The sequence below is a fragment of the Pseudomonas sp. TE31087 genome (genome assembly GCF_057284075.1).
The window spans coordinates 5,847,039-5,872,282 of the sequence record NZ_JBXVNN010000001.1 but is presented as its reverse complement, the minus strand read 5'-3'; the positions used below and the strand labels follow the sequence as shown (position 1 = coordinate 5,872,282).

The following is a 25,244-nucleotide window of genomic DNA, read 5'->3' as shown; positions in this document are numbered from 1 at the left end:
GGCGATCTTTGCATCAATGCTGAAATCCTGGGGCCGCTCCGCGCCCCTTTCCGACCGGTCCGACGCCTCGGCAAGGCCGCTCCTACAGGGGAATGCGTAACAGCACGCCTCGGTTCATCTCCCCGCCGCTTACACCGTATCCACCTTCAACGAATGGTCATTGAGCATGCCGGTGATGATGGTCGCGGTGTCATGCCCCGCCGCAATCAACCCGCCCGCCCCGGCCGCGACCCCGTAGTGCTGCGCCAGGTCCACCCCGGCCAGGTCGATGGTCTGGGTCGGCGCCGCGCCGGCGACGCTGCTGACTTCGATGGTCGACACCACATTGCCGCCGCTGCCACTGACCTTGAAGTGCAGGTAGTCGTCAAGCGACGCGCTGGTGGCGCTCTCGCCCTGCAGCAATTGCGACAGGTCCAGCCGATCGCTGCCCGGGGTGAAGTCGGTCACGGTGTCGTGGCCGGTGTCGCCCTTCTGCCAGACGAAGGTGTCATTGCCGCTGCCACCGGTGAGGGTGTCATCGCCGCGCCCACCGATCAGGATGTCATTGCCTGCACCGCCCCTGAGCACATCGTTGCCCGCGCCGCCGTTGAGCAGGTTGTCGCCGTCGTTGCCGGTCAGGGTGTCGTTGTAGTCCGAGCCGACCAGGTTCTCGATGCCGGTGAGGGTGTCCAGCCCCGCGCCGACGGTATTCTGCTGGCCGACATGGCCGAGGTCGACGGTCACGCCACTGGTTGCCCTGGCATAGCTGGCGGTGTCGTTGCCGGCGCCACCGTCGAGCAGGTCATTGCCCGGACCGCCAATCAGCAAGTCGTTGCCGTCGCCACCGTACAGACTGTTGTTGCCTGCGCCGGCCACCAGCACATCGTTGCCGGCACCACCGTGCAGGAGGGTGTCGCCCGCTCCGGCCAGCAGTACATCGTCCCCTGAAGTACCGGTGAGGGTATTGCCGGCCTGGTAGGTGATGTCCACCGCCCCGTTCGCCGTGCCGCCATGGTTGTCGCTGACGGTGTAGCTGCCGTGGTAGTCGTCGTTGCTGGCGTTGCTGTAGTCCACCACCAGACTCAGCTTGTAATTCTCGGCGGCCTTGCTGTTGCCCGAGGCGTTCTCGGTGTTGATCACATGGATGCTGTACACGCCGTCATGGGTGGCCGTGAAGCTGCCGCCATCGGCGATGGTCTGGTAGCTGCCGCTGGCATCCTTCCACTCCATCAGCAGGTTGCCGGCGGGCCGGTCATGGTCGAGGGTCAGGGTCTCGCCCTTGCGCAGGGTGACCGTCAGGGTGTCCTCGTCGTTGGCATTGCCGGTGCTGATCGAGCCCAGGTAACCGGCCACCACCAGGGCGGCGGTCATGCTGCCGTTGAGGCTGGTGAACTCGCTGCGGGCCAGCTCGCGCAACTGGTTCTCGGCCTTGTTGGCGGTGGCGTTGAAGGTAATGGTCTGTGCCTGCGTGCCCGCCGTGAAACCCGCGCCCTTGTCGGCGAAGTTGGTATTGAAGGTGGTCGGCGCGGCGCTCAGGGTGTCGTGATCCGGATCGCTGTCATTGGCCAGCAAGGCCTCTGCCGGCACGCTCAGGGTGGCGCCCTTGATGTTGGTGATGATGTGGTCGGCGCCGGCGACCGGCGCGCCGTTGCTGTTGATGTTCACCGTCAGGCTGGCGCTGCGGGTATCGCCGTCGTTGTCGCTGGCGGTGAAGCCGAACTTCTCCGCCTGGCCGCTGCCGTTGTCCTTCGGCGGCGTGTAGGTGAACTCGCCGCTGTCCATGTTCACCACCAGGGTGCCGCCCAGGCCGGTCTTGATGTTCAGGCTGTTGCTCACGGTGTCGAACGAAGCCTTGTCCGCCCCGCCACTGACCGTATAGCCGCCCTGCCCGCCATTGGCCTTCGGATCGTAGGTGTAGGTGGTGCCGTCCACCAGCAGCGCCTTGATGAAGCCGCCGTCGGCCCCGAAGTCGCCGCCACTCATCAGGCTGCCGGTGATCGGCGCGCCCTGCACCGTGCCGGAGAGCACCGCACTCAGCTGGCTGAGGTCGGTGACCACCACCGAGTTGGTGTCGGTATGACTGCTGCCGTCGTAGGCCAGCGGGTTGAGGTTGCCCTCGTTGACGCCGCTGCCCATGCCGATGGCGTAGGACTTGATGCCGTTGTTGTCGAGGAAGGTTTCCCAGGCGGTCTCGCGCGGCGCCGTCATCGCGTGGCCGTTGGTGGGTTCGCCGTCGGAGAAGAAGTAGCTGATGTTCTGCGCCCCCACCAGCTTGCCGGTGGTGGCGAAGGCTTCCTGGGCCTTGGTGGCCGCCGAGTCGTAATAGGTCGAGCCGCCGGGATTGAGCCCGGCGATCAGGCTCTTGGCCTCGCTGATCGAGACCCACACCGGTGTCTTGATCTCGGCGCCGGTGCCGAAGGTGACGATCTGCACCTTGATGTCGCCCATCTCGTCGTACTTGTCGAGCAAGGCATTGATGGCCTGCTTGGCCAGTTCAAGGCGGGTCAGCCCCGGCACGCCGGAGCTTGCGGCCATGCTGCTGGAAACGTCCACCACCAGCAGGATGTTGGAGTCCACCTGGCCGGGCGTGATGCTGCGCACCGCACACTGCACCGTCGGCACATCGTCGACGATGTTGATGGCGATGGTGCTGGTGACGCTGTTGCCCAGGGCGTCTGTGGCCTTGTAGGTGAAGTACTCGTTGACGGTGTTGGCCCCATCGTTGGCGCCACCCGCGGTCTTCGGCGCCGAGGTCAGGGTGTAGGTATAGGAGCCGTCGGCGTTGAGCTGGATCTGTCCGTACTGGCCCACGGCGTTGCCGACCAGGCTGTAGGTCAGTGCACCGACGCCGCCATGCACCGAGCCGACCAGGCTGCCGGAGGCGGTCTCGCCGGTGGAGCCCGGATCGCTGCCGGTCACGTTGCCGGCGGCCAGGTCGTTGCCATCCTTGTGCAGGTCCAGGGCCTTTTCGTAGACGGTGACGTCGTTGTCCTCGCACGCCACCAGCTTGCTGTCCTGAACATTGATGCGGATGGTCGTGGTGCTTTCGTCGCCATCGGCGTCGCGAATGGTGTAGACGAAGCTGTCGGTCGCCCCGGCGGGCGGCACGCTGTCGGGGTTGGCGTGGTAGGTGGCGTTGCCCTGGCTGTCCAGGGTCAGGTAGCCGTACTGGCCAATGATCGTGTCGCCCACATGGCCAATGGCAGAAGTCGAGGTATCGGAACCTGCGCGCACGCCCACCACGTATTGTCCGTCGGCACGTACATCGGCGCCGACCACATCGTTGTCCAGCACGTTGCCGCTGACACTGGCGCCCTCTTTGACCGAGGCCACGTCGCAATGGGCCTTGGGCACGTCGTCGACGATGCTGACCACGATGGTACTGGTAGTGGTATTGCCGAGCGAATCCTTCACCTGGTAGGTGAAGCTCTCGGTGACCACATTCGGGCCGTCGTTGGCGTGGTTGGGCGAGTTCGGCGCCGAGGTCAGGGTGTAGGTATAGGTGCCATCGCTGTTCAGCTGGATCTGGCCATACTGCCCGGCGGCATTGCCCACCAGGGTGAAGGTCAGGGCACCGATGCCGCCACTGACCGAACCGGCCAGCGAGCCGCTGGTGGTTTCCGTGGTGGCGTGCGGATCGCTGCCGGTGACGGTGCCTGCGGCCAGGTCGTTGCCGTCCTTGGTCAGGTCCAGGGCTTTCTCGTAGACCTTGGCCGTGTCGTCGGGGCAGGCGACCAGCGAGATATCGTGCACGTCGATGGTGATGGTGGTGGTGCTCTCGTCGCCATCGGCGTCGCGGATGGTGTAGACGAAGACGTCCGTGGCACCGGCCGGCGCCACGCTGTCGGGGTTGGCGTGGTAGGTGGCGTTGCCCTGGGCGTCGAGGGTCAGGTAGCCATATTGCCCCAGCACATTGCTGCCCAGCTGGCCGATGGCCGAGGTCGAGGTGTCGCTGCCTGCGCGCACGCCGACCACATACTTGCCATCGGCCGGCACGTCCGCGCCGATCACGTCGTTGACCAGCACGTTGCCGCTGACAGTGCCGCCTTCGTAGACATTGGCGAAATCGCTGTGAGCCTTGGGCACGTCGTCGACGATGCTGATCACGATGGTGCTGGTGGTCGAGTTGCCGAGCGAGTCCTTCACCTGGTAGGTGAAGGTTTCCGTCAGCACGTTCGGCCCGTCGTTGACGTGATTCGGCGAATTCGGCGCCGAGGTCAGGGTATAGGTGTAGGAGCCATCGGCGTTCAGCTGGATCTGGCCGTACTGGCCGGTGGCATTGCCGACCAGGGTGAAGGTCAGCGCCCCTGTTCCGCCACTGATGGAGCTGACCAGCGAGCCGCTGGCCGTCTCGGCGGTCGAACCTGGCTGGCTGCCGACCACGTTCCCCGCAGCCAGGTCGTTGCCATCCTTGGTCAGGTCGAGCGCTTTCTCGTAGACCGTGACCTCGCTGTCGGCGCCGGCGATCAGCGAGCAATCACGTACGTCGATGGTGATGGTGGTGGTGCTTTCGTCGCCGTCACTGTCTCGCACGGTGTAGACGAACACGTCTGTGGCCCCGGCAGGTGCCACGGCGTTGGGATTGGCGTGATAGGTGGCGTTGCCCTGGGCGTCCAGGGTCAGGTAGCCGTACTGGCCCTGGACCTGAGTGCCCAGCTGGCCGCTGGCCGAGGTCGAGGTATCGGAGCCGGCCCGCACGCCGACCACGTACTTGCCATCGGCGCGCACGTCGGCGCCTGAGGTGTCGTTGTCGAGCACGTTGCCGCTGACCGTGCCACCTTCGACGACACTGGCCGAATCGGGATTGGCCTTGGGCAGGTCATCAACGATGTTCACATCCAGCGAGCCGCTGGCCGTGCTGCCGTCGGTGTCCGTGGCCGTGACGGTGAAGTGCTCGGACAGGCTGTTGGCGCCGTCGCCGTTGGCGTGGCTCTCATTGTCCAGCAAGGTGTAGCTATAGCTGATCACGCCCGTGGCCGGGTTGTAGCCAGTGATGGTCAGGGTATTGCCCAGCGCCGTGGTGATCGACTGCGGGAAGCTTGCCGCCACGCCACCGCTGACCACGCTGATACCGCCGACGCTCAAGGATTGCAGGCCATCCGGTGCACTGACCGTGAACGTGCCGCTCTGGGTCAGGGCGCCCGGGTTCGGCGCGCTGCCGTCGGCCAGGTTTTTCTCGTAGACCGTCAGCTCGCCACCGTTCACGTCCAGACCGCCCAGGGTCACCGGGTCGTCGAGGTTGCTGACGTTCAGGGTCAGGGTCGCGGTGCTGGAGTCGCCGTCGGCGTCCTTCAGGGTGTAGGTGAAGGTCTCCACCCCATTGCCACCGCCTTGCAGGTTCTTGAAGTCGGGGTCGTTGGTGTTGAGGGTGTAGGTGTAGGAGCCGTCCGCCGCCAGGACCAGGGTGCCGTAGGTGCCGACGAAGGTACCGGCTACCACCGGGCCGCTGGGGATGCGGTCTGCCCCCTGGATGTCGTTGCCCAGCACATTGCCGCTGAGTTCCACATGCTGCTCGGTGGCGGCGGTGGCATTGGTGTCGTTCACCGCCCGTGGCACATCGTCACGGATGATCACGTCGAGCGTACCGCTGGCCACGTCGCCATCCGTGTCGCTGACCAGCACCGGGAACTGCTCGCCCAGGGTATTGCTGCCCGCACCGTCCGGGTGATGCTCGGCGCCGGTCAGGGTGTAGCTGTAGCTCACCACACCCGTGGCCGGGTTGTAGCCGGTAATGGTCAGCACATTGCCGAGCCCGGTGACGATGGACTGCCCGATGCCGGTGACCACGCCCGCCGTGACCACATTGATGCCGCCGACACTGAGGTTGAACACGCCATCGGCGGCCACCACCGTGAAACTGCCGGACTGGGTCAGGGCCGCCGGATTGCTGGCCGAGCCTTGGGCCAGGTTGGCCTCGTCCAGGGTCAATTCTGCAGGGTTGACCTCCAGGCCAGTGAGGCTGACCGGATTGTCGATCGCTGGTGTATCGGCCAAAACCGGCCCGTCATCGTTGCCGTCGAGGCCACCGAGTTCGAGATTGGCCAGCAGTGGGAAACCATTGAATCCTGCGGTGGGGAAGCCGATGGTGGGATCCACCCGGGCGGCCACCTCGGTCAGTATCACGAAACTGTGACCCCCGCCGAGCGCCCCCGACACGCCTGACGGGTTGCCGCCCGCCGCCGTCGCTTCGGCTTCCTGCGTGGGGTCGGCGCCAGCGGCAATGGCTTTTTGCAGTTGCTCGACATCACTGAGCTGGGCGTCGCTGGGCTGCGCGTCCGGCGCCTGCACGTGGGGCGCGCGATTGGCCAGCAGGTCGGTGGTCATCTCCAGGCTGCTGCCGCGGCCCAGGGTCAGCTGCGCACCATTTTGCAGCCGCACCGCCACGGCGCCCTCGCTGCCGGTCTCGAGCTGTTCGCCGACGAACAACCGGTCGCCTTCCACCAACAGGCGGCGATGACCATCGTCGCCCACCGCGAATACCTGGCCGATCACCTTGCCGACTACACCGACTAATTTAGCCATGAGCGTACGCCTCCCCTGCCGATGGGCTTTTCGCAGATCAAGGCGTGCCGGGTAATGTGCGCAACGTTCCGAGTGCCATGGCTGATGGATCGTTGCTGTCACGTTCGTGAGAAACCACGCTCCTTGTGACGACTGCCACGATAGCGAAGTGGGCGAATGGCCATTATCGAGTGCCATTTTTCTGTCGCCAAATTCCGCTTTCGCCTTCCTCCCCTGTCTCCTTAGCTGCAAAAAATCTGGAACTTTCACCAAGGCCCGAAAATCGCCTGTCCCAGCCAATTCCCGTAACCGCCTGAATGAAACAATGTCGCGGATTCCTTAGACCGCATAAGTTTTTTTTCGCATATATCTTATGAAAAAATCTTCTTAGCTCGCCCGATAAATGTTCTTAGCTCTGTTGTTACAAACCTGAAACGGTTTGATTCTAATTTTTCGTCATTTTTTTGGCGATTAGCAGGACATTTTTCAAGACCAGGGAGATGTACCCCATGCGCGCTTTAACCCCCATCACCAGTGCGATTTTGTTGGCCATGGCGTGTGCCAACAGTCAGGCGATGTCGATCACCGAGGCTGTCCAGAACGCCGTGGACCAGCATCCCGAGATCAGCGCCAGCCGCAACAGCAGGCTGTCGGCCGACGAGGATGTGAAGTTCGCCCGCGGGGGGTACTACCCAACCGTCGATCTGGTCGCAGGCTACGGCCGGCAACGCTCGGACAACACCAATACCCGCGGCTTCAACCCCGACGGCACGCGTAACCACAACAAGGAAACCCTCAACTACACCCAGTCGGAACTGCGCCTGCGGCAGATGCTGTTCGATGGCTTCAACACCTCCAACGAGGTCGCCCGCACCGAAGCGGTGGCCACCTCGCGCGCCTACTACACCCAGGCCACCGCCGAGAGCATCGCCCTGCGTGCCATCGAGGTCTACCTCGAGGTACTCAAGCGCCGCGAACTGGTGACTCTGGCCAAGAACAACCTGCAGGCCCACCTGCGAGTCAACGACCAGATCGGCCTGCGCAGCGAACGTGGCGTGGGCAGCACCGCCGACCTCGACCAGTCCCGCGCCCGTCGCGCCCTGGCCGAGAACAACCTGGACACCGCCGAGGTCGACCTGGCCGACGCCGAGGCCAACTTCTACAGCGTAGTCGGGCGCATGCCGGACGAGCTGGAAACACCGGTCACGATCAAGGGCGAAGTACCGGGTGACCTGCTCAATGCCCGCCAGGGCATGCTGGAGAACAACCCCTACCTGAAGTCGGCGCAGGCTGACGTGCGCTCCGCCGAGCAGCAATACGAAGTGGCCAAGTCGCCCTTCTACCCGCGCCTGGACGCGGTGCTGGCCACCGGTGCCAACAACAACATCGGCGGTCAGAAGGGCCACGACAACAACGACTGGCAGGCCGGCGTCGAGCTCAGCTACAACCTGTTCCGCGGCGGCAGCGACAAGGCCCGCCTGCAGTCCGACGCGCACAAGATCAACCAGGCGATGGACATCCGCAACAACGCCCTGCGCGAGCTGAACGAAAACCTCAGCCTGGCCTGGAACGCGATGAACAACGCCCGCAAGCAAACCCCGAGCGCCCGCGAGTACGCCGAAACCACCCAGCGCGTGCGCGCCGCCTACCAGGACCAGTTCGGCCTGGGCCAGCGTACCCTGCTCGACGTGCTCGACAGCGAGAACGAGCTGTACAACGCCAACCGGCGCTATACCGAAGTGCGCTACACCGAAGAGTTCTCCATGTACCGGGTCCTGGCGACCATGGGTGAGTTGCTGAGCAAGCAGCACATCTCGCTGCCGCCCGAGGCCATCGCCAAGACCGAAGTGCGCAACGAGGCGAAACTGCCCGACATGCGTTAGGTTCTGACGAGACAAGGGACTTTTCGCCAGCGCCCATTTCCCGTCCACCGCGGCAGGAGTAGGCCATCGTGACCAGTATGCAAAGCGCGCAACCGCGCCTGGATGTTGATGATCCGTTGCTCGATGGCCTGCTGATCCTGTGCAAGCTGCACGGCTGCCCTGCCAGCCGCGCCAGCCTGGGCAGCGGCCTGCCGCTGGCCGAGCAGCGCCTGCCCCTGGCCCTGCTGCCCCGCGCCGCGGCGCGTGCGGGGTTGCAGGCGCGGGTCCTGCAGCGTGAGCTGGACGCCATCTCGCCACTCAACCTGCCGGTTCTGCTGATCCTCAATGACGGCCGCAGCGCCGTGCTACAACGCTGGGGGGACAATGGCCGGGCCCTGTTGCTGCCGTGCGAAGCCGAAGGCGGCGAGCAGTGGGTGGAACGCGAAGTCCTGGCCGAGGCCTACAGCGGCCAGGTCCTGTTCGCCCGTCCTCGCCATACCCTGGAGGACGTGCGTGCCCCGCTGATCCCACGGGTCAATGCCTGGTTCCGCGACACCCTGCGGCATTCCCGCTGGCTGTATGGCGATGCCCTGCTGGCCAGCCTGCTGATCAACCTGCTGGGGTTGATGGTGCCGCTGTTCGTCATGCAGACCTACGACCGCGTGGTGCCCAACCAGGCGCTGTCCACCTTGTGGGTGCTGGTGGCCGGGCTGTTCATCGGCACCGCCTTCGAGCTGGTGCTGCGCATGGTCCGCGCCCACCTGCTGGACCAGGCCGGCAAGAAGACCGACCTGATCCTCTCGGCCACCCTGTTCGAACGCATCACCGGCATGAGCATGAAGGCCCGGCCCGCCACCATCGGCGGCTTCGCCCAGAGCATCCATGACTTCCAGGGACTGCGCGAATTCCTCACCGCGGTCACCCTGACCAGCATCATCGACCTGCCGTTCGTGGCGCTGATGCTGCTGGTGATCGGCCTGCTCGGCGGCTGGCTGGTGGTGATCCCGCTGATCGCCTTTCCGCTGGCGGTGGGCCTGGCGCTGTTCATCCAGGTACGCCTGCGTGACACGGTGCAGAAGAGCCTGAGCCTCGGCGCGGTGCGCCAGGCATTGCTGATCGAGACCCTCGGCGGCCTGGAGACCCTCAAGGCCTGCGGCGCCGAAAGCGAGCGTCAATACCAGTGGGAACACACCAACGGCGCCATCGCCCGCCTCGACGCCCATGCCCGCAACCTGTCCTCGCTGGCCAGCAACGGCACGCTGTTCATCCAGCAGTTCTGCGGCATGGCCACCATCGTCGCCGGGGTGTACAGCATCATCGCCGGCAACCTCAGCGTCGGCGCGCTGGTGGCCAGCTACATGCTCGGCAGCCGGGTCCTCGCGCCGCTGGGCCAGATTGCCGGGCTGATCACCCGCTACCAGCAGGCGCAGCTGACCATGCGCAGCACCGATGCGCTGATGAGCCTGCCCCAGGAACGCGAAGCCGAGCACCAGGCCCTGGAGCACACCGCGCTGCTGGGTGGCATCAGCATCAACCACGCCACCTTCCGCTATGCCGGGCAAGCGGCCCCGGCACTCAACGATGTGAGTGCCACGCTCAAGCCAGGCGAGCGCATCGGCATCATCGGCCGCAGCGGCTCGGGCAAGAGCACCCTCGCCCGCCTGCTGATGGGCTTTCATCACCCTGACGAAGGCCAGGTGTTGCTGGACAACCTCGACCTGCGCCAGCTGGACATCGCCGACCTGCGCAGCCAGGTTGGCTACGTGGCCCACGACCTGCCCCTGCTGGCCGGCAGCCTGCGCGACAACCTCACCCTCGGCGCCCGTCATGTCAGCGATGCGCGCATGCTCGAAGTGGCCGAGCTGACCGGGGTCAGCGAACTGGCCCGCCAGCACCCGCAAGGCTTCGACCGCCCGGTGGGCGAACGCGGCCAGCTGTTGTCCGGTGGCCAGCGCCAGGCCGTGCTGCTGGCCCGGGCGCTGCTGCTGGAACCGCCGATCCTGATCCTCGACGAACCCACCAGCCACATGGACAACAGCAGCGAGGAGCAACTGCGCCAGCGCCTGCTGAACTGGGTGCCGGGCAAGACCCTGCTGCTGGTCACCCACCGCACCTCGATGCTCAGCCTGGTGGATCGGCTGCTGGTGCTGGACAACGGCAAGATCGTCGCCGACGGGCCGAAGGACGCGGTCATCGACGCGCTGCGCAAGGGTCGTATCGGCGCGGCGCTGTAGGACTTCAAAGACGACGCGGTCTCTGTGGGAGCGGGTTTACCCGCGAAAGCGTCGGCAAAGCCACCGCAGCATTCGCGGGTAAACCCGCTCCCACAGGGATCCGTGTCAAACCCCGCAATGGAGGTAGAACATGCCCCTCAGCCACAGCGTGCGCAGCTACCTCCAGGGCGCCGACAAGCGCGCCGAACGCGACTACATGCCGGAGCTGGCCGGCGCCACCTTGCAGGAGTCGCCCAGCCTGTCACGCCTGACCGTGTGGCTGGCGGCGATCCTGCTGCTGGTGGCCCTGGTCTGGGCCAACTTCGCGGTGCTCGACGAGGTCACCGTCGGCGAGGGCAAGGCCATTCCGTCGAGCAAGGTGCAGGTGGTGCAGAACCTCGAGGGCGGCATCGTCACCGAGATCTTCGTGCGTGAAGGGCAAATGGTCGACAAGGGCGCGACCCTGCTGCGCCTGGACGACACCCGCTTCAAGTCGAACAAGGGCGAGAGTGAAGCCGACCGTTACGCGCTCACCGCCCAGGTCGAGCGCCTGTCGGCCGAGTCCGAGGGCAGGCCCTTCGTGTTGTCGAACGAAGTCCGCGCCAAGGCACCACAGGTGGCCGAGGACGAAGCCGCGCTGTATGACTCGCGCCAGCGCCGTCTGGCCAGCGAGAAACAGACCCTCAACGAACAACTGCGGCAGAAGACCCAGGAGCTGGCCGAGTTCCGCTCCAAGGTCGATCAATACCGCTCGGCCGTGGGCCTGCTGCAACAGGAACTGGACATGTCCTCGCCACTGGTGAGCAAGGGCGCCATCTCCCCCGTGGAGATCCTGCGCCTCAAGCAGCGCAGCGTCGAGGCGCGCGGCCAGCTCAATGCCACCAACCTGGCGATCCCCCGCGCCGAGGCGGCGATCGCGGAGATCCGCAGCAAGATCCAGGAATCCGACGCCAGCTTCCGCTCCGACGCCGCCAAGGAGCTCAACGACAAGCGCACGGAGCTGTCGAAGATCACCGCCACCAGCATCGCCATCGACGACCGGGTCAACCGCACCACCGTGGTGTCGCCGGTGCGCGGCATCGTCAAGCTGCTCAAGGTCAACACCATCGGCGGCGTGGTCCAGCCCGGCAGCGACCTGGTGGAGATCGTGCCGATCGAGGACAACCTGCTGATCGAGGCCAAGGTAAGGCCCCAGGACGTGGCGTTCCTGCACCCGGGACAGACCGCGATGGTCAAGTTCAGCGCCTACGACTACACCATCTACGGCGGGCTCAAGGCCAAGCTGGAGCTGATTGGCGCGGATACCGTCACCGACGACAAGGGCAATGCGTTCTACCTGATCCAGGTGCGCACCGACAAGAACCACCTGGGTGGGGACAACAAACCGCTGCTGATCATCCCTGGGATGGTGGCCACGGTGGATATCATCACCGGGCAGAAGAGCGTGCTGGACTATCTGTTGAAACCGGTGCTGAAGGCGCGGACGGAGGCGTTGCGCGAGCGGTGATCGCCAGCATGGCAGTGCAATCGCGGGGCAAGCCCGCTCCCACTGATCATTAGCCCGTCGCATGGTGGGCTTGCTACGCGATCAGGCTCACCCCTTGAAAGGGCCGCTCCAATTCAAGATTGCCGGGGTCGCTTTGCAACCCTTTCGCGGCACAAGGCCGCTCCTACAGGAGAACGCGTGCCCAGTAGGAGCGGCCTTGTGCCGCGAAAGGGCTGCAAAGCAGCCCCGGCAACTCCAGGCCGGGCGCCTACTATCACACCTTGAAGGGGCGGGCTCCGATTCAAACCTGCCCATGATTGCGTTGATATGTCTGCGCTCCCATGGCCTCGATCTGCCCTTCGATCAGCGCCTCGAACGGGCGCAGTAACTCATCGAACGCTGCCGGAGCCTCCAGCACATTCAACGCCTGCACCACCGCCTCGAGCGTCGACAGGGCACCCGGTTCCGGTGCCTTGCGCAACCGATAGCGCGAGGGCTGGACGTGGCCGAGCGTCACCCGTGGCAGACTCTCCAGCAGCGGGTTCAGGTACAGCAACTTGCGCGCCTTGCGCCAGGTGCCATCCGGCACGATCAGCAGCAGCGGCAGGTCGATGTTTTGACCATAGCCTTGCAGGACCTCGGCCTCGTCACCGGGGAACAGCAGCGCCGGTCGGTAACCTGGCGTTGCCAGCAGCGCGTCCAGGTCGTCGAACACCTCGCCGATCCGCAACTCGGCGTTGACCAGCCCAAGGGCCGCCAGGCGTGCGGTGTTCAGGGCGTGGGCGGTCTCGCTGGGGTGCTGCAGCACGACCACGCGGGTGCGGCTGTCCAGGTGCGGGATCAGTGGGCAAAGGCAATGGGCGAGCGGGCGCTGGCAACGCTCGCAGCGGGGTCTGGGCATGGGGGGCTCCTTGGGGCGGGTAGTTTGCCACAGGGTTGCCATCCCCGGGGGCTGCGAGGCGTTCGTGGGAGCGGGCTTGCCCCGCGACAAAGCCAGCACTGCAATCGCGGGGCAAGCCCGCTCCCACGCCCCGCTCACACGGCCCAACTTCAGCGGTTGAACCGCTCCGCCAGGCTGTGCAGGTACTCCGCCATGCGCTCCAGGTCCTGGCTGATCTCGGCACCCTGCCTGGCCTGCCCCGCGCTTTCGTCGCACAAATGGGCAATGCGCACGATCTGCTGGTTGATGTCCTCGGCGACATGGCTCTGCTGCTCGGACGCCGTGGCCATCTGCTGACTCATGCCAGTGATGCGACTAACCGCCTGGGCGATCCCCGACAACGCCGCCTGCACCGCCTCGACGCTGTGCACGCTGTCGCTGGAGATCTGCTGGCCGCGACTGGCGCTGGCCACCGCGCGGTCGGCACCGGAGCGCAGGGTGGAGATGATGTGGTGGATCTCCTCGGTCGAGGCGCGGGTGCGCTGCGCCAGCGAACGCACTTCGTCCGCCACCACGGCGAAGCCTCTGCCCTGCTCGCCGGCCCGCGCCGCCTCGATGGCGGCATTGAGCGCCAGCAGGTTGGTCTGCTCGGCGATCGAGGTGATCACATCCACCACACTGCCGATCGACTGGGTTTGCTCGGCCAGGGCATTGACCGCCTGGCCGATGTCGCTCACCGCCTCGCTCATGCTGCCCATCGCGCGCAGGCTCTGCTGCGCCAGGTCGCTGCCCTGCTGGGCCAGCTGGTCGGCGTCGCTGGCGGCGTGGGCGGTGCTCTGCACGTTGTGGGTGACCTGCTGGATGGTCGCCGCCATCTGCGCGATGGCGGTGGCCGATTGGTCGGTCTCGCTGCGCTGGCGGTCGAGCATCTGCGCCTGGGCATCGGACAGGTCGGCGGACTGCGCGGCTCGCGACTTGACCCCGACACCGGCATCCACCAAGCGGGTCAGCGCGGTCTGCAGGCGCGCCTCTTCGCTGATGATCGCCAGGTCGAGCTGGCCCTGCAACCCGGGGTTGTCGCTGTAGGTCAGCGCCACCAACGGGCTGGTGAACGCCTTGGGGTGCTCCTGCAGGGTGCGCCGGATCGACTGGTTCTGCCGGTGCTCGACCACGTACCAGGCCGCCAGCAGGCTGGCCATCAGCACACCCAGTGCCGCATAGGGGGGCAGCAACAGATAGGCGGCGGCCGACAGCAATCCCGCACCGATCAACGGCCAGCCATGGCCGACTCCATAACCGAGTCGCGCCGCCAGCGGTACCGGCGAGCGCCCTGCCCGCAAGCGGGCGTACAAGTTCTCGGCCCGGCGGATCTGCTCCCGGGTCGGTACCGAGCGCACCGACTCGTAGCCGCTGATGCGGCCGTTCTCGTACACCGCCGTGACGTAGGCGCTGACCCAGTAGAAGTCGCCGTTCTTGGCGCGGTTCTTGACCACGCCCATCCAGGGTTTGCCTTGCTTGATGGTGTCCCACATATGCCCGAAGACCGCTGGCGGCATGTCGGGATGCCGCACCAGGTTATGGGGCTGGCCGACCAGTTCGTCGTAGGTGAAACCGCTGATGGCCACGAATGCGTCGTTGCAGTAAGTGATGCGGCTGTTCAGGTCGGTGGTGGAGATCAGCCGCTGGTCTTGGGGAAAGGTTCTTTCGTGCTCGGTGACGGGCAAATTCATGCGCATCGTTGGCGATCCCTTGCTTATCCAGATGAGTGGGAAAATCATCAAAGCAAGTAGATATTTAGCAGAAGGCCATCACGTCAGCGGTCAAGTTTTGTAGGAAATTCACTCGACCTGACGGAATGTGCTGAACACGGCCCAGCTCAGCCCACGTTGAGCTGGCTCTTGAGCAGGTCGCGGAACGTCTGGATCAAGGGTTCCCGGCTCCGACCACGGCGGATGATCAGGGAAAACGGCGCCTGGTAGCCGAAGGTCGCCGGCGACAACACGCGCAGATCACCCTTGTCGACCCAGGCCTGGGCATAGTGCTCGGGCAGGTAACCGATGTAGGCGCCGGAGAGAATCAGAATCAGCTGCGCCTCCATGCTTTCCACGGTGGCGGCGCTGTGCTTGAAACCATGCCGGGCCAGCTCCGCCTGGCTCCAGTAGCCACGCCCGACCATGCGCTGCTGGGTAATCACCGGCTCCGGGATCCGTCGCTCGCCGAACAGCGCATGGCGGTTGCTGCAATACAGCCAGTGCTGCTCGCGGTACAGCGGCTGGTAGACCAGGCCGCTCATGCGCGACGAAAACGCGCCGATGGCCAGGTCCAGGCGGTTGTCCTGCACGCCCAGTTGCAGTTCGTACGGGCTGGACACCGACAGGTGCAGGTGCACCGCCGGGTGTTCCTGGCTATAGGCACCGATGGCCTCGGCCAGCGGCAAGGCGCGGTCGCCCACGGTGGAGTCGATCACCCCCAGGTTGAGGGTGCCGCGCAACTCGCCCTTGAGTGCCGCCGCATACTGCTCGAAGCCATCCAGCTCCCCCAGCAGGCGCAAGGTCTCCTGGTGGAACAGCTCGCCCTTGCTGGTCAGGCTGAAACCGCCACGGCCACGGTGGCAGAGCACGATGCCCAGGACGCTTTCCAGCTGGCTCATGTAGGTGCTGATGGCCGAGGTCGACAGGTTGAGGTCGCGCTGGGCATTGGCGAAGCCCTGGTGACGCACCACGCTGGCGAAGATGCGCAGCAGTTTCAGGTCGGGCAGCGATGAGGCCATGGGGCAACGGGTCCGTGGGCTGGAAATGGCCAGAGTCTAACCCGGCCGCACACCGATAGTTCAGAAATTCCTGAAGTAAGTTTTTGTCGGTAGCGATTCTTCCCGGGCACTACCTTGCGCAGACTGCGGCGAAATGTCCCTGCCCGCCGACATGACCATAGCAACGAGGCGCGCGGCGGCACAGGTTCGAACAAACAGAACAATCGACCGACTGATGAGGCCCACCGTGGACAAGATTCTCCACCAACCACTGGGCGGCAACGAAATGCCGCGTTTCGGCGGCATCGCCACCATGCTCCGTCTCCCCCACCTGCAAAGCGCCGAAGGGCTCGACGCCGCGTTCATCGGCGTGCCCCTGGACATCGGCACCTCGCTGCGCTCCGGTACCCGCTTCGGCCCACGGCAGATCCGCGCCGAGTCGGTGATGATCCGCCCGTACAACATGGCCACCGGCGCCGCCCCGTTCGACTCGTTGTCGGTGGCCGACATCGGTGACGTGGCGATCAACACCTTCAACCTGCTGGACGCCGTGCGCATCATCGAAGAAGCCTACGACGAGATCGTCGAGCACAATGTCATCCCGCTGACCCTCGGTGGCGACCACACCATCACCCTGCCGATCCTGCGCGCCCTGCACAAGAAGCACGGCAAGATCGGCCTGGTGCACATCGACGCCCACGCCGACGTCAACGACCACATGTTCGGCGAGAAAATCGCCCACGGCACCACCTTCCGCCGCGCCGTGGAAGAGGGCCTGCTCGATTGCGATCGCGTGGTGCAGATCGGCCTGCGCGCCCAGGGCTACACCGCCGACGACTTCAACTGGAGCCGTCGCCAGGGCTTCCGTGTGGTCCAGGCCGAAGAGTGCTGGCACAAGTCGCTGGAGCCGCTGATGGCCGAAGTGCGCGAAAAAGTCGGTGGCGGCCCGGTGTACCTGTCGTTCGACATCGACGGCATCGATCCGGCCTGGGCGCCCGGCACCGGCACCCCGGAAATCGGCGGCTTGACCACCATCCAGGCGATGGAGATCATCCGCGGCTGCCACGGCCTGGACCTGATCGGCTGCGACCTGGTCGAAGTCTCCCCACCCTACGACACCACCGGCAACACCTCGCTGCTGGGCGCCAACCTGCTGTTCGAAATGCTCTGCGTGCTGCCGGGCGTGGTACGCCGCTAGCCGTCAAGCACCGCCTGTTTGTAGGAGCGGCCTTGTGCCGCGAAAGGGGCGCACAGCGCCCCCGGTTTTCAGCGTTTTCGCAGAGAACGCCGGGGCTGCCTTGCAGCCCTTTCGCGGCACAAGGCCGCTCCTACACACAGGGCGTTGCGCTGCAAGCGATTGCTTGACCCCGGCAGGAGCCATTCGGGAGGGCCATAGAGGCCCGCCAACACATGACAGGACCGCCGGGCGCCTTGCAGCGTCCAGACGGCCGATCTCGCCATAATAAAGATAATCGGGAGACCCCCAATGGCCTTGGACATCATCGTTGTACTGATCTATGCCGCCGGCATGCTCGCCCTCGGCTGGTACGGCATGCGGCGCGCGAAGACCCACGAAGACTACCTGGTGGCCGGGCGCAACCTCGGCCCGACCCTGTACATGGGCACCATGGCCACCACCGTGCTCGGCGGCGCCTCCACCGTCGGCACCGTGCGCCTGGGTTACGTCCACGGTATTTCCGGTTTCTGGCTGTGCGCCGCCCTGGGCCTGGGGATCATCGCCCTCAACCTGTTCCTGGCCAAGCCGCTGCTGCGCCTGAAGATCTTCACCGTCACCCAGGTGCTGGAGCGCCGCTACAACCCGATGGCCCGCCAGGCCAGCGCGGCGATCATGCTCGCCTACGCGCTGATGATCGCGGTGACCTCGACCCTGGCCATGGGCACCGTGCTGCAGGTGCTGCTCGACGTGCCGTTCTGGATGGCCCTGCTGTTCGGCGGCGGCGTGGTGGTGGTGTACTCGACCATCGGCGGCATGTGGTCGCTGACCCTGACCGACATCGTCCAGTTCGTGATCAAGACCGTGGGCCTGATGTTCATCCTGCTGCCGGTGTGCCTGTACAAGGCCGGCGGCTGGGACGCCCTGGTGGCCAAGCTGCCGGCGGCCAGCTTCAGCTGGACCACCATCGGCTGGGACACCATCATCACCTACTTCCTGATCTACTTCTTCGGCATCCTGATCGGCCAGGACATCTGGCAGCGGGTGTTCACCGCCCGTGACGAGAAGGTCTGCCAGCGCGCCGGCACCACCGCCGGTGTCTACTGCGTGCTGTACGGCCTGGCCTGCGCCCTGATCGGCATGGCCGCCCATGTACTGATGCCGGACCTGGCCAACCCGAACAACGCCTTCGCCGAGATGATCAAGGGCCAACTGCCCGAAGGTATCCGTGGCCTGCTGATGGCCGCCGCCCTGGCCGCGATGATGTCCACCGCCAGCGCGGGCCTGCTGGCCGCCTCGACCACCCTGACCGAAGACCTGCTGCCCAAGCTGCGCGGCGGCAAGCAGTCGAGCCTGGGCATCAACCGCCTGTTCACCCTGCTCACCGGCCTGGTGGTGCTGGGTATCGCCCTGGCTGTGAACGATGTGATCAGCGCCCTGACCCTGGCCTACAACCTGTTGGTTGGCGGCATGCTGATCCCGCTGATCGGCGCGATCTTCTGGAAGCGCGCGACCACCGCGGGGGCCATCGCCAGCATGTCGCTGGGCTTTAGCACCGCGCTGTTGTTCATGTTCAAGGACGGCCTGGAGGCCAACTCGCCGATCTACTACAGCCTGGCCATCGGCCTGGTGAGCTTCGTGGTGGTCAGCCTGGCTTCGCGCAAGCCGGTGGCGACGGCGAACCTGGCCTGAGGCCACTTCCACACCATCCCCTGTAGGAGCGGCCTTGTGCCGCGAAAGGGCTGCGTAGCGGCCCCTGTCTCGGCTAAGCGCTGAATCCGACGGGGCCGCTTTGCGGCCCTTTCGCGGCACAAGGCCGCTCCTACAGGGATGAGAGGTTCAAGCCGGTAAAACGCAAAAGGCCGCCGCATCACTCGGATGCGGCGGCCTTTTTGTCAGTTGTCAGCGCCGACGCGGCTGGCGCTTGCGCTGTTCTTCGTCGGTCGGGATCGGCACCGGCTGCAACGGTGGCGGGAGCAGGCCCAGGGCGACGGCGAGGTCATGGAGCCAGTTGTACATGCGTTCGTTCATAGTGCCCCCTTGACGGGTCAGCCTCACGGTCAATCAAACTTGCGATGCGTCATACAGATCATAGACCTATGTCCTGTATTGCGCATGCCTCTGTTCCTACACATAGGGGCGATTTTGACCCGGATCAAGCGCAGACGGCAGCTTCCGACGGTCGGTCAATCGTTTCGCTTTGTTGCAAGTCGATCCAGGCCTGCAGATTCGCCCCGCGTTTGCCCTGGCGCCACATCAGCCAGGTCATCGCCTGGTCGAACGGTGCCTGCAACCGATGCGCCCGCACCTGCTCGCGGCCCGGCAGGCTGTCGAGCATGGATTGCGCCATCAACGCCACCCCGGCCCCGGCGATCACGCAGGCCAGCATGCTCTGGTACGACTCGATCTCCATGACCCGCCCCATGGGCGTGTGGGCATGGGCGTACCAGGCTTCCAGGCGCATGCGGTACGAACAGCCCTGGCGGAAGGTGAACACCGCCTTGCCGGCCACATCCCTGGCGCTGTGCACCGTCGGGTGCTCGGGGCTGGTGATCAGCACCAGGGTTTCCTCGCACAACGGCACGCCATCCAGCCCGGCCAGGTTGAGCGGGCCGTCCACCAGCGCCGCGTCCAGCCGATGGCTGAGCACCCCTTCCAGCAGCTCGGCACTGGGCGCCGCCTGCACCTGCAGGTTCACCGCTGGGTAGGCCTGGTGGTAACGCGCCAGCAACGCCGGCAAGTGGATGGCCGCCGTGCTGTACATCGTGCCCAGCACGAAATCCCCCGCTGGCTGGCCGCCCTGCACCGCAGCCAGGGCCTCGTCACGCAGGTTGGACAGCCGGTGGGCGTAGTCCAGCAGCACCTTGCCGGCCGGCGACAGCTGCAAGCGCTGGCGCTCGCGCAGGAACAGCTCCACCCCCAGTTGCTCCTCGAGCTGGCGCAGGCGCGTCGACAGGTTCGACGGCACCCGGTGCAATCGCTCGGCGGCGCGGGTCACCGAGCCCTCCTCGGCCACGGCCTGGAAGATGCGCAGTTGGCTGAACTCCATAGGATTCTCCAAAACAGAACAACTTGATCATCATTATTCAATTTTATTGAAAGTCAATGAGTCCTACCCTGCCATCCATCGCATCCCTTCGTGCAGGAGACTTTCCATGTCACCCATCGTGCAACTGCTGGCCAGCGCCGTGGCGCTGATGATGGCCATGGGCATCGGCCGCTTTGCCCTCACGCCACAACTGCCCCGACTGATCGCCGAGGGCCAGTTCGACCTCACCGCCGGCGGCCTGGTAGCCGCCGCCAACTACCTGGGCTACTTCCTCGGCGCGGTGGACGCCATGTTCGCCCGCCAGCCGGCCCAGGTGCGCCTGCGTCTGCATGGAGGGCTGTGGCTGTGCGTGCTGCTGACCCTGGCCTCCTGGGCCGCCGACGGTTTCTGGAGCCACCTGCTGCTGCGTTTCGGCACCGGCGTGGCCAGCGCCTGGGTGCTGGTGATGATCGCCAGCCTCAGCCAGCAACTGGCCAGCGCCCATGGCCGGCAGCGCCTCGGTGCGCTGGTGTTCGCCGGGCCCGGCGTCGGCATCGCGGTGACGGGCGTGCTGGCCCTGGGCGCGCACCTTCTGGGGCTGGATTCGGCAGCCCTGTGGCTGGTCTATGGCATCGCCGCGCTGGTCATGCTGCTGGCGGTGCTGCCGTGGCTGCCACAGGCGCAGGAACCCGCCGCCACGCCTGCGGCCGTTAACGAACAAGGCCGTGGCACCGGCATCGGACGCCTGGGGCTGGTCTATGCGCTCTACGGGATCGGCTACATCCTGCCGGCCACCTTCCTGTCGCAGATGGCCAGCCAGCAGTTCCAAGGGCAGTGGCAAGCCGACCTGTTCTGGCCCGCGTTCGGATTGGCATCTGCGCTCGGTGTGGCCATCGTCAGCCTGCGCCGCCCAGGGCGGACCTCTGCCTGGCTGACCACCACCCTGTGGCTGCAAGGGCTCGGCGTACTGGCCTGCCTGCTCGGTGGCGGCATCGGCCTGGCATTGGGCGTGCTGCTATGCGGCGGGCCGTTCCTGGCCTGCATGCAACTGGTGATGCAGCGCTCACGGGAGCTGGCGCCGCATGCCACGCAGCGCAATGCCGGGCTGCTGACTGCGTGCTTTGCCCTGGGGCAGTTGAGCGGGCCGTTGCTGGCGGCGTTGAGCAGCCATTTCAGTGGTGGATTACAGCCAGCGTTGGTGCTGGCGGCGGCAGGGATGGGATTGGCCGGGATCTTGGCCAAGGGCTCCTCGCGCTCACAAGCCTGTGCCAGCCTGCAACAGGCAGGCTGAAGGAATACAGGCCCTATGGCGGGGCAAGCACCTACAGTCCTCGTGGGAGCGGGCTTGCCCCGCGATAGGGCCGGCCCCGCCGAACGCCTACCCCACCACCCTGCGCAACTGCTGCCGCACCCACGCCTCGGCGCTGACCATGACCACCCCGAGCAGCACCATCACCGCACCGATAACGAAGTTCACGCTCAGCGGCTCATCCAGCAGCAGCACGCCGAAGGTCACCCCGAACAGCGGCGTGATGAAGGAAAACACCGCCAGGTTCGAGGCCAGGTATTTGCGCAGCAACCAGAACCAGGTCAGGTAACTGACGAACGACACCACGATCCCCTGGAACAGCACACTGCCCACCGCCAGCGGGGTCAGCGAGAAATCGCCGATCTGCCCGCTCACCAGGGCGATCAGCACCAGCCCGACAAACCCCACCGCCAGCTGATAGAACAGGGTCAGGGTCGCCGGCGCCTCGGACAGGCGCGAGCCGCGCACCACCACCGTGGTCGCGCCCCAGGCCAGTCCCGCCAGGATCGCCATGGCATCGCCGAGCAACATGCGTCCATCGAGGTGCTCTAGGGAAACGCCACCGGCAAAGGCCAAGGGCAATCCCCCCGAAGGCCAGCAGGATGCCCAGCCACTGCAACAGCCGCAGCCGTTCGCTGGGCATCATGAAATGCAGCCCCAGGGCGGTGAAGATCGGCGCGGTGTAGAGGAACACCGACATGTGCGCCGCCGAGGTCAGCTTCAGCCCCTCGGCGATGAACAGGAACTCCAGGCCGAACAGCGCGCCGGCCAGCAACCCGGCGCGCCAGGTGCTGCCCACCTGGCTCCAGCCACCCCGCCAGCAGACCAGCAGCCCCACCAGCAGCGCGGCGATGCCATTGCGAAACGCCGCCTGCATGACCGGTGCAATGTCCACGGCAGCGGATTTGATCAGCACCTGCTGGCAGCCCCAGATCAGGCACAGCCCCAGCATGACCTGGAAGGCGAAGGCGTCGGGGTTCTTGCGGACCGCGGTCATGGGCGGCCCCTCAGCGGGTTGAACGACATGGCAAGGCTCGGCAGTGAGAATGGATCCCGATTATCGGGTGACCGGCCTTGGCGATGCCAGCCTAAATTGTCCCGTCTCCGGTCCGTGTCATGGCGAAGGCTTGAGTAATCAGGGGCGTACAGGTTTTCTTGCCCGCATCGCTCAACGGGAGATACGCAGGCTTGCCTCTGGGCGTCAACGCATCAAGCCCATCTATTCAGGCTGAACTGAGCGCCATACGCCCCCCAATTACCGTGTCAGCCGATCATAGGATCTCTTCAGAAGGCACTTCAAAAGCAGAATCATCGCTTTGCCGGACTGCGCCTTGAGCGACAGGATCGAATCCTGCTGGCCATCGGGTACTGTCGTTGAACATGGCCAACTGGAATTCTGCCTTCTCGATCCTGCGCGCGCGTAAATCGGCACCGCATAGATTGCTGCCCTTGAATACAGCCCCTCCGATATCAGCCTCTGCCAGGTTTGCAGCGCGCAGGTCGGCCCCGCTGAAGTCGGCAGAGGCGGCCAGCGCCCGAGAAAGATCGGCATTGCGCAGCCGGGCACCATTGAACAGGGCATTGGCCAACGTCGCTCCTCGCATGTCGGCGGCGGTCAGATCCGTCTCGATGAACGATGCGTTTCTGAGATCGCTACCAATGAACGTCGTAGCTCTGGCATCGAGGCCGTCGAACTGCGCCCGGTGCAATGACAGTCCATCGAGGTTGGCGCCGGGCAAATTATCTTGGTCAAACACCCAGCACTCTCCCGTTTCAAAGCACAGTGAGATCATCTCGGCCCATCCAATGATTATCGCGTCCGGCGACCTTTGCGAGCGCCTGGGAAACAGCCTGAGCGTACAACCTGCCCTGCCTACGCCTGGTACAACGAACAAAAATGCTGGCTGACAAGCCTACTCTCCAGCACCTGGAGCAAAGAAAAGTCCAAGCTATCAGACACCACCAGCCCTCGCCTCAGCCCAACGGGAAAATCCTCAAGCGTGGCGTACTCTCCTGGCACTAAAAACCTGAAGTAATCACCCATCGCCGTATCCCCAGCATACCCTTCGGGGTAGTCCTCACCCGCACGGCTACCCTCCACGGCGTGATACACGAATAATCCCTTGTTAAAAGCAAGGTTCGCCTCGCTATAGTTCAGCCGTTCTTCCAGATCATTTTGCAGTGCGCTTGCTACACTGGCTTTCGACTTATCTTGCCAGCGCCAAGCTGAGTAAAGATCCACTGCAAAGCCACCCTGCTTTGCTGGTGGGTAATCAGAATATTCCTGGGACTCCTGCCAAACAAACTCGCTTATCGAGTCCAGTACCTGCTCTACCCCTTCCAGCCTCAGCAGTACCTCGGGAATGGCCCCGTAGCAATTATTCACCATGACTGCAATTCGACCAAATTTATCCATGGCGAACCAAGTGAATACCTCTCCAAAACCTGGAACCCATTTCTCATTCAGTCCCATCGCCATGCCTCCAAAAACAGACTAAACCCGGCCACGTTCAGCCCAATTCTACTTTCCGAGCAACTCGCTACCAACCCTCAAGCCCCTGCCTGTTCTACGGCATAGGCCGTGAAACTATTCTTACCCTCCTCCAAATACAATCGTTTGCATTGGGGGCAACGGTAAACTGTCATGGCAGTCACTTCAATCGCCTCATAGAATTGCTCCGAAGACATTGGCCCCACCTCCAGGCGCTCAGCAACCCGCTCGATCACTGACTCAGGCATCAATGTCATTTCATGATCTGACCATCCCTGCGACAAATTCATGACATAACCACATCTACACAAAAACTTTGGCATTCTGCTTTTCCGCTGTCTGGTCTATCGAAGCGTGCCTCCGCCAGGTCGCACTACTTAAACCATCACTAAAAAGGCATGAAATATAACCTGATAACGGTGTCAATACCTACACCTGCATTGGGTGCCTTGGAATCCATAAACCCACTCCGTGAAGTATACGGTCAAATACCATCCAGAAGCGCCTGAAGCTTTCGTGGATCAGCAATGCTGCCGAAGGAATAAATCCACGCTACTGGTAGAGAGAGATCTGGCGATTTCACCCTTCAGATAGGGAACAAAATACTCAGCATCCAGCAGATACTCCAGCCGTTTGCAGTCCTCGGCCCCCACAACATAAACGAAAGGTCCCTGCTCAGGGTCCAGATGAACCTGAACCCGCTCACCGGTTACAGAATCGATCATAAGTGACTTACCCTCTCTCTTGAAACCTTGGCGAACGCCTATAGCTCGATGCTATCGAGCAGTGCCTGAAGTTTTACAGGGTCGGCAATGGTGCCAAAATAGTACTCGCTCCCCCCATGAACACTAAGGTCCGGGCAAGGGCCCAACCAGTAGAGCACATTGAATTCATCATCAAACAGATCCCGGAGCGCCCCACTGTCCTGAAATGAAAAAACTCTGATATAAGGCCCATAACGGGGATCCATGAGAACCTGGACCCGATGTTTAGTAATACCGTCAATCATTTTGCACTTCGTCGCCCGCCTAGCCATTTCAACTGATTTTTCACTTAGCCTGCTCTCTGACCTCACCCCTATCGGTGATGGGAGCACCACCAAGCGACCCCATACCCCTGGGAAACATCATTGCAAAGAAAAATAAAAGAGAAAAGCTTTGTCAATCCAATGGATGTTCTCTGACATAGGCCTGCAAATCCTCGAGTGCTATACCCGGTGCACCTGCCGCCAACCACAGCTGGAACTCTGCAGGATAGGGTGACAGCACTTGGCCATCAGCGATCAGAGGTTTCGTTACCTCTCCATATCGCGTGACAAATCTGAGATGCGTTACAACAAGCACCCAGATTCTTCTCAGCCAAGGTGATTCCGGCACCCCCTGTGAGGCATCAGTCAGATAGGGAGACTCTCCTTCGACAAAAGCAAGAAGATCATCGCTCCTGCCCGCTTTAATCAAAGCACGAATTAACTCAATCTTTTCCATAATACTACCCAACGACGGAACTCAACCGAGAAATCTGGCATCACTTCGGCATTCTCAAAACCGAGCAAGCACATTATTCACCTAACGG

Annotated in this window: 15 protein-coding genes and 3 pseudogenes; 6 read left to right on the top strand and 12 right to left on the bottom strand. The window is 64.1% G+C overall.

Going from position 1 to position 25,244, the window contains the following annotated elements; translation table 11 throughout:
- Positions 1 to 129: 129 nt before the first annotated feature.
- Positions 130 to 6,501: a retention module-containing protein gene (locus tag ACZ899_RS26560; protein ID WP_234562894.1), complete on the bottom strand. Its 6,372-nt coding sequence runs from the start codon at positions 6,499 to 6,501 to the stop codon at positions 130 to 132.
- A 488-nt stretch (positions 6,502 to 6,989) separates the two neighbouring features.
- Between ACZ899_RS26560 and ACZ899_RS26555 the strand changes: the two genes are divergently transcribed.
- From ACZ899_RS26555 to ACZ899_RS26545, 3 genes are all read left to right on the top strand, one after another.
- Complete coding sequence (locus ACZ899_RS26555) at positions 6,990 to 8,363, top strand: TolC family outer membrane protein (RefSeq protein ID WP_186714529.1); 1,374 nt, start codon at positions 6,990 to 6,992, stop codon at positions 8,361 to 8,363.
- Between the two features lie 77 nt (positions 8,364 to 8,440).
- Positions 8,441 to 10,576, top strand: coding sequence for a type I secretion system permease/ATPase (locus tag ACZ899_RS26550; RefSeq protein ID WP_232857340.1), 2,136 nt, complete (start codon positions 8,441 to 8,443; stop codon positions 10,574 to 10,576).
- A 130-nt stretch (positions 10,577 to 10,706) separates the two neighbouring features.
- On the top strand, positions 10,707 to 12,062 hold the full coding sequence (locus ACZ899_RS26545; protein ID WP_485627997.1) for an HlyD family type I secretion periplasmic adaptor subunit: 1,356 nt from the start codon (positions 10,707 to 10,709) through the stop codon (positions 12,060 to 12,062).
- A gap of 280 nt (positions 12,063 to 12,342) precedes the next feature.
- On the opposite strand, the gene ACZ899_RS26540 is transcribed toward ACZ899_RS26545, so the two are convergent.
- From ACZ899_RS26540 to ACZ899_RS26525, 4 genes and pseudogenes are all read right to left on the bottom strand, one after another.
- Positions 12,343 to 12,942 carry a tRNA-uridine aminocarboxypropyltransferase gene (locus tag ACZ899_RS26540; protein ID WP_485627995.1) on the bottom strand — a complete coding sequence of 200 codons (600 nt, stop codon included), beginning with the start codon at positions 12,940 to 12,942 and terminating at the stop codon, positions 12,343 to 12,345.
- A gap of 149 nt (positions 12,943 to 13,091) precedes the next feature.
- Positions 13,092 to 14,072 (bottom strand): annotated as a pseudogene (locus ACZ899_RS26535) (methyl-accepting chemotaxis protein); the annotation flags it as partial.
- 282 nt (positions 14,073 to 14,354) lie between these two features.
- Positions 14,355 to 14,651 (bottom strand): annotated as a pseudogene (locus ACZ899_RS26530) (PAS domain-containing protein); the annotation flags it as partial.
- A 146-nt stretch (positions 14,652 to 14,797) separates the two neighbouring features.
- On the bottom strand, positions 14,798 to 15,691 hold the full coding sequence (locus ACZ899_RS26525) for a LysR family transcriptional regulator (RefSeq protein WP_234562379.1): 894 nt from the start codon (positions 15,689 to 15,691) through the stop codon (positions 14,798 to 14,800).
- Between the two features lie 226 nt (positions 15,692 to 15,917).
- On the opposite strand from ACZ899_RS26525, the gene speB reads away from it, so the two are divergent.
- Entirely contained in the window at positions 15,918 to 16,868 is a 951-nt protein-coding gene (speB, locus tag ACZ899_RS26520) for an agmatinase (protein WP_062574808.1), read from the top strand.
- Positions 16,869 to 17,156: 288 nt separating this feature from the next.
- Positions 17,157 to 18,536 carry a sodium:solute symporter family protein gene (locus ACZ899_RS26515; protein ID WP_234562380.1) on the top strand — a complete coding sequence of 460 codons (1,380 nt, stop codon included), beginning with the start codon at positions 17,157 to 17,159 and terminating at the stop codon, positions 18,534 to 18,536.
- Positions 18,537 to 18,746: 210 nt separating this feature from the next.
- Here the strand turns inward: ACZ899_RS26515 and ACZ899_RS26510 are convergent, their stop codons facing one another.
- Together ACZ899_RS26510 and ptrR are read right to left on the bottom strand one after the other, a co-directional pair.
- Positions 18,747 to 18,875, bottom strand: a complete 129-nt coding sequence (locus ACZ899_RS26510) for a PA1414 family protein (RefSeq protein WP_256206021.1) — start codon at positions 18,873 to 18,875, stop codon at positions 18,747 to 18,749.
- Positions 18,876 to 18,999: 124 nt separating this feature from the next.
- Complete coding sequence (ptrR, locus tag ACZ899_RS26505) at positions 19,000 to 19,893, bottom strand: putrescine utilization regulator PtrR (RefSeq protein ID WP_234562381.1); 894 nt, start codon at positions 19,891 to 19,893, stop codon at positions 19,000 to 19,002.
- Between the two features lie 106 nt (positions 19,894 to 19,999).
- Between ptrR and ACZ899_RS26500 the strand changes: the two genes are divergently transcribed.
- Entirely contained in the window at positions 20,000 to 21,163 is a 1,164-nt protein-coding gene (locus tag ACZ899_RS26500; RefSeq protein WP_234562382.1) for an MFS transporter, read from the top strand.
- 87 nt (positions 21,164 to 21,250) lie between these two features.
- Here the strand turns inward: ACZ899_RS26500 and ACZ899_RS26495 are convergent.
- The 5 genes and pseudogenes from ACZ899_RS26495 to ACZ899_RS26475 all read right to left on the bottom strand — a co-directional run bounded on the left by ACZ899_RS26495 (position 21,251) and on the right by ACZ899_RS26475 (position 25,156).
- Positions 21,251 to 22,178 (bottom strand): annotated as a pseudogene (locus ACZ899_RS26495) (DMT family transporter).
- Between the two features lie 274 nt (positions 22,179 to 22,452).
- Complete coding sequence (locus ACZ899_RS26490) at positions 22,453 to 22,974, bottom strand: pentapeptide repeat-containing protein (protein ID WP_234562384.1); 522 nt, start codon at positions 22,972 to 22,974, stop codon at positions 22,453 to 22,455.
- A gap of 80 nt (positions 22,975 to 23,054) precedes the next feature.
- On the bottom strand, positions 23,055 to 23,654 hold the full coding sequence (locus ACZ899_RS26485) for a hypothetical protein (RefSeq protein ID WP_234562385.1): 600 nt from the start codon (positions 23,652 to 23,654) through the stop codon (positions 23,055 to 23,057).
- Between the two features lie 539 nt (positions 23,655 to 24,193).
- Positions 24,194 to 24,397: a hypothetical protein gene (locus ACZ899_RS26480; protein ID WP_485627990.1), complete on the bottom strand. Its 204-nt coding sequence runs from the start codon at positions 24,395 to 24,397 to the stop codon at positions 24,194 to 24,196.
- Positions 24,398 to 24,832: 435 nt separating this feature from the next.
- Positions 24,833 to 25,156: a hypothetical protein gene (locus tag ACZ899_RS26475; RefSeq protein ID WP_234562386.1), complete on the bottom strand. Its 324-nt coding sequence runs from the start codon at positions 25,154 to 25,156 to the stop codon at positions 24,833 to 24,835.
- Between the last annotated feature and the right edge of the window lie 88 nt (positions 25,157 to 25,244).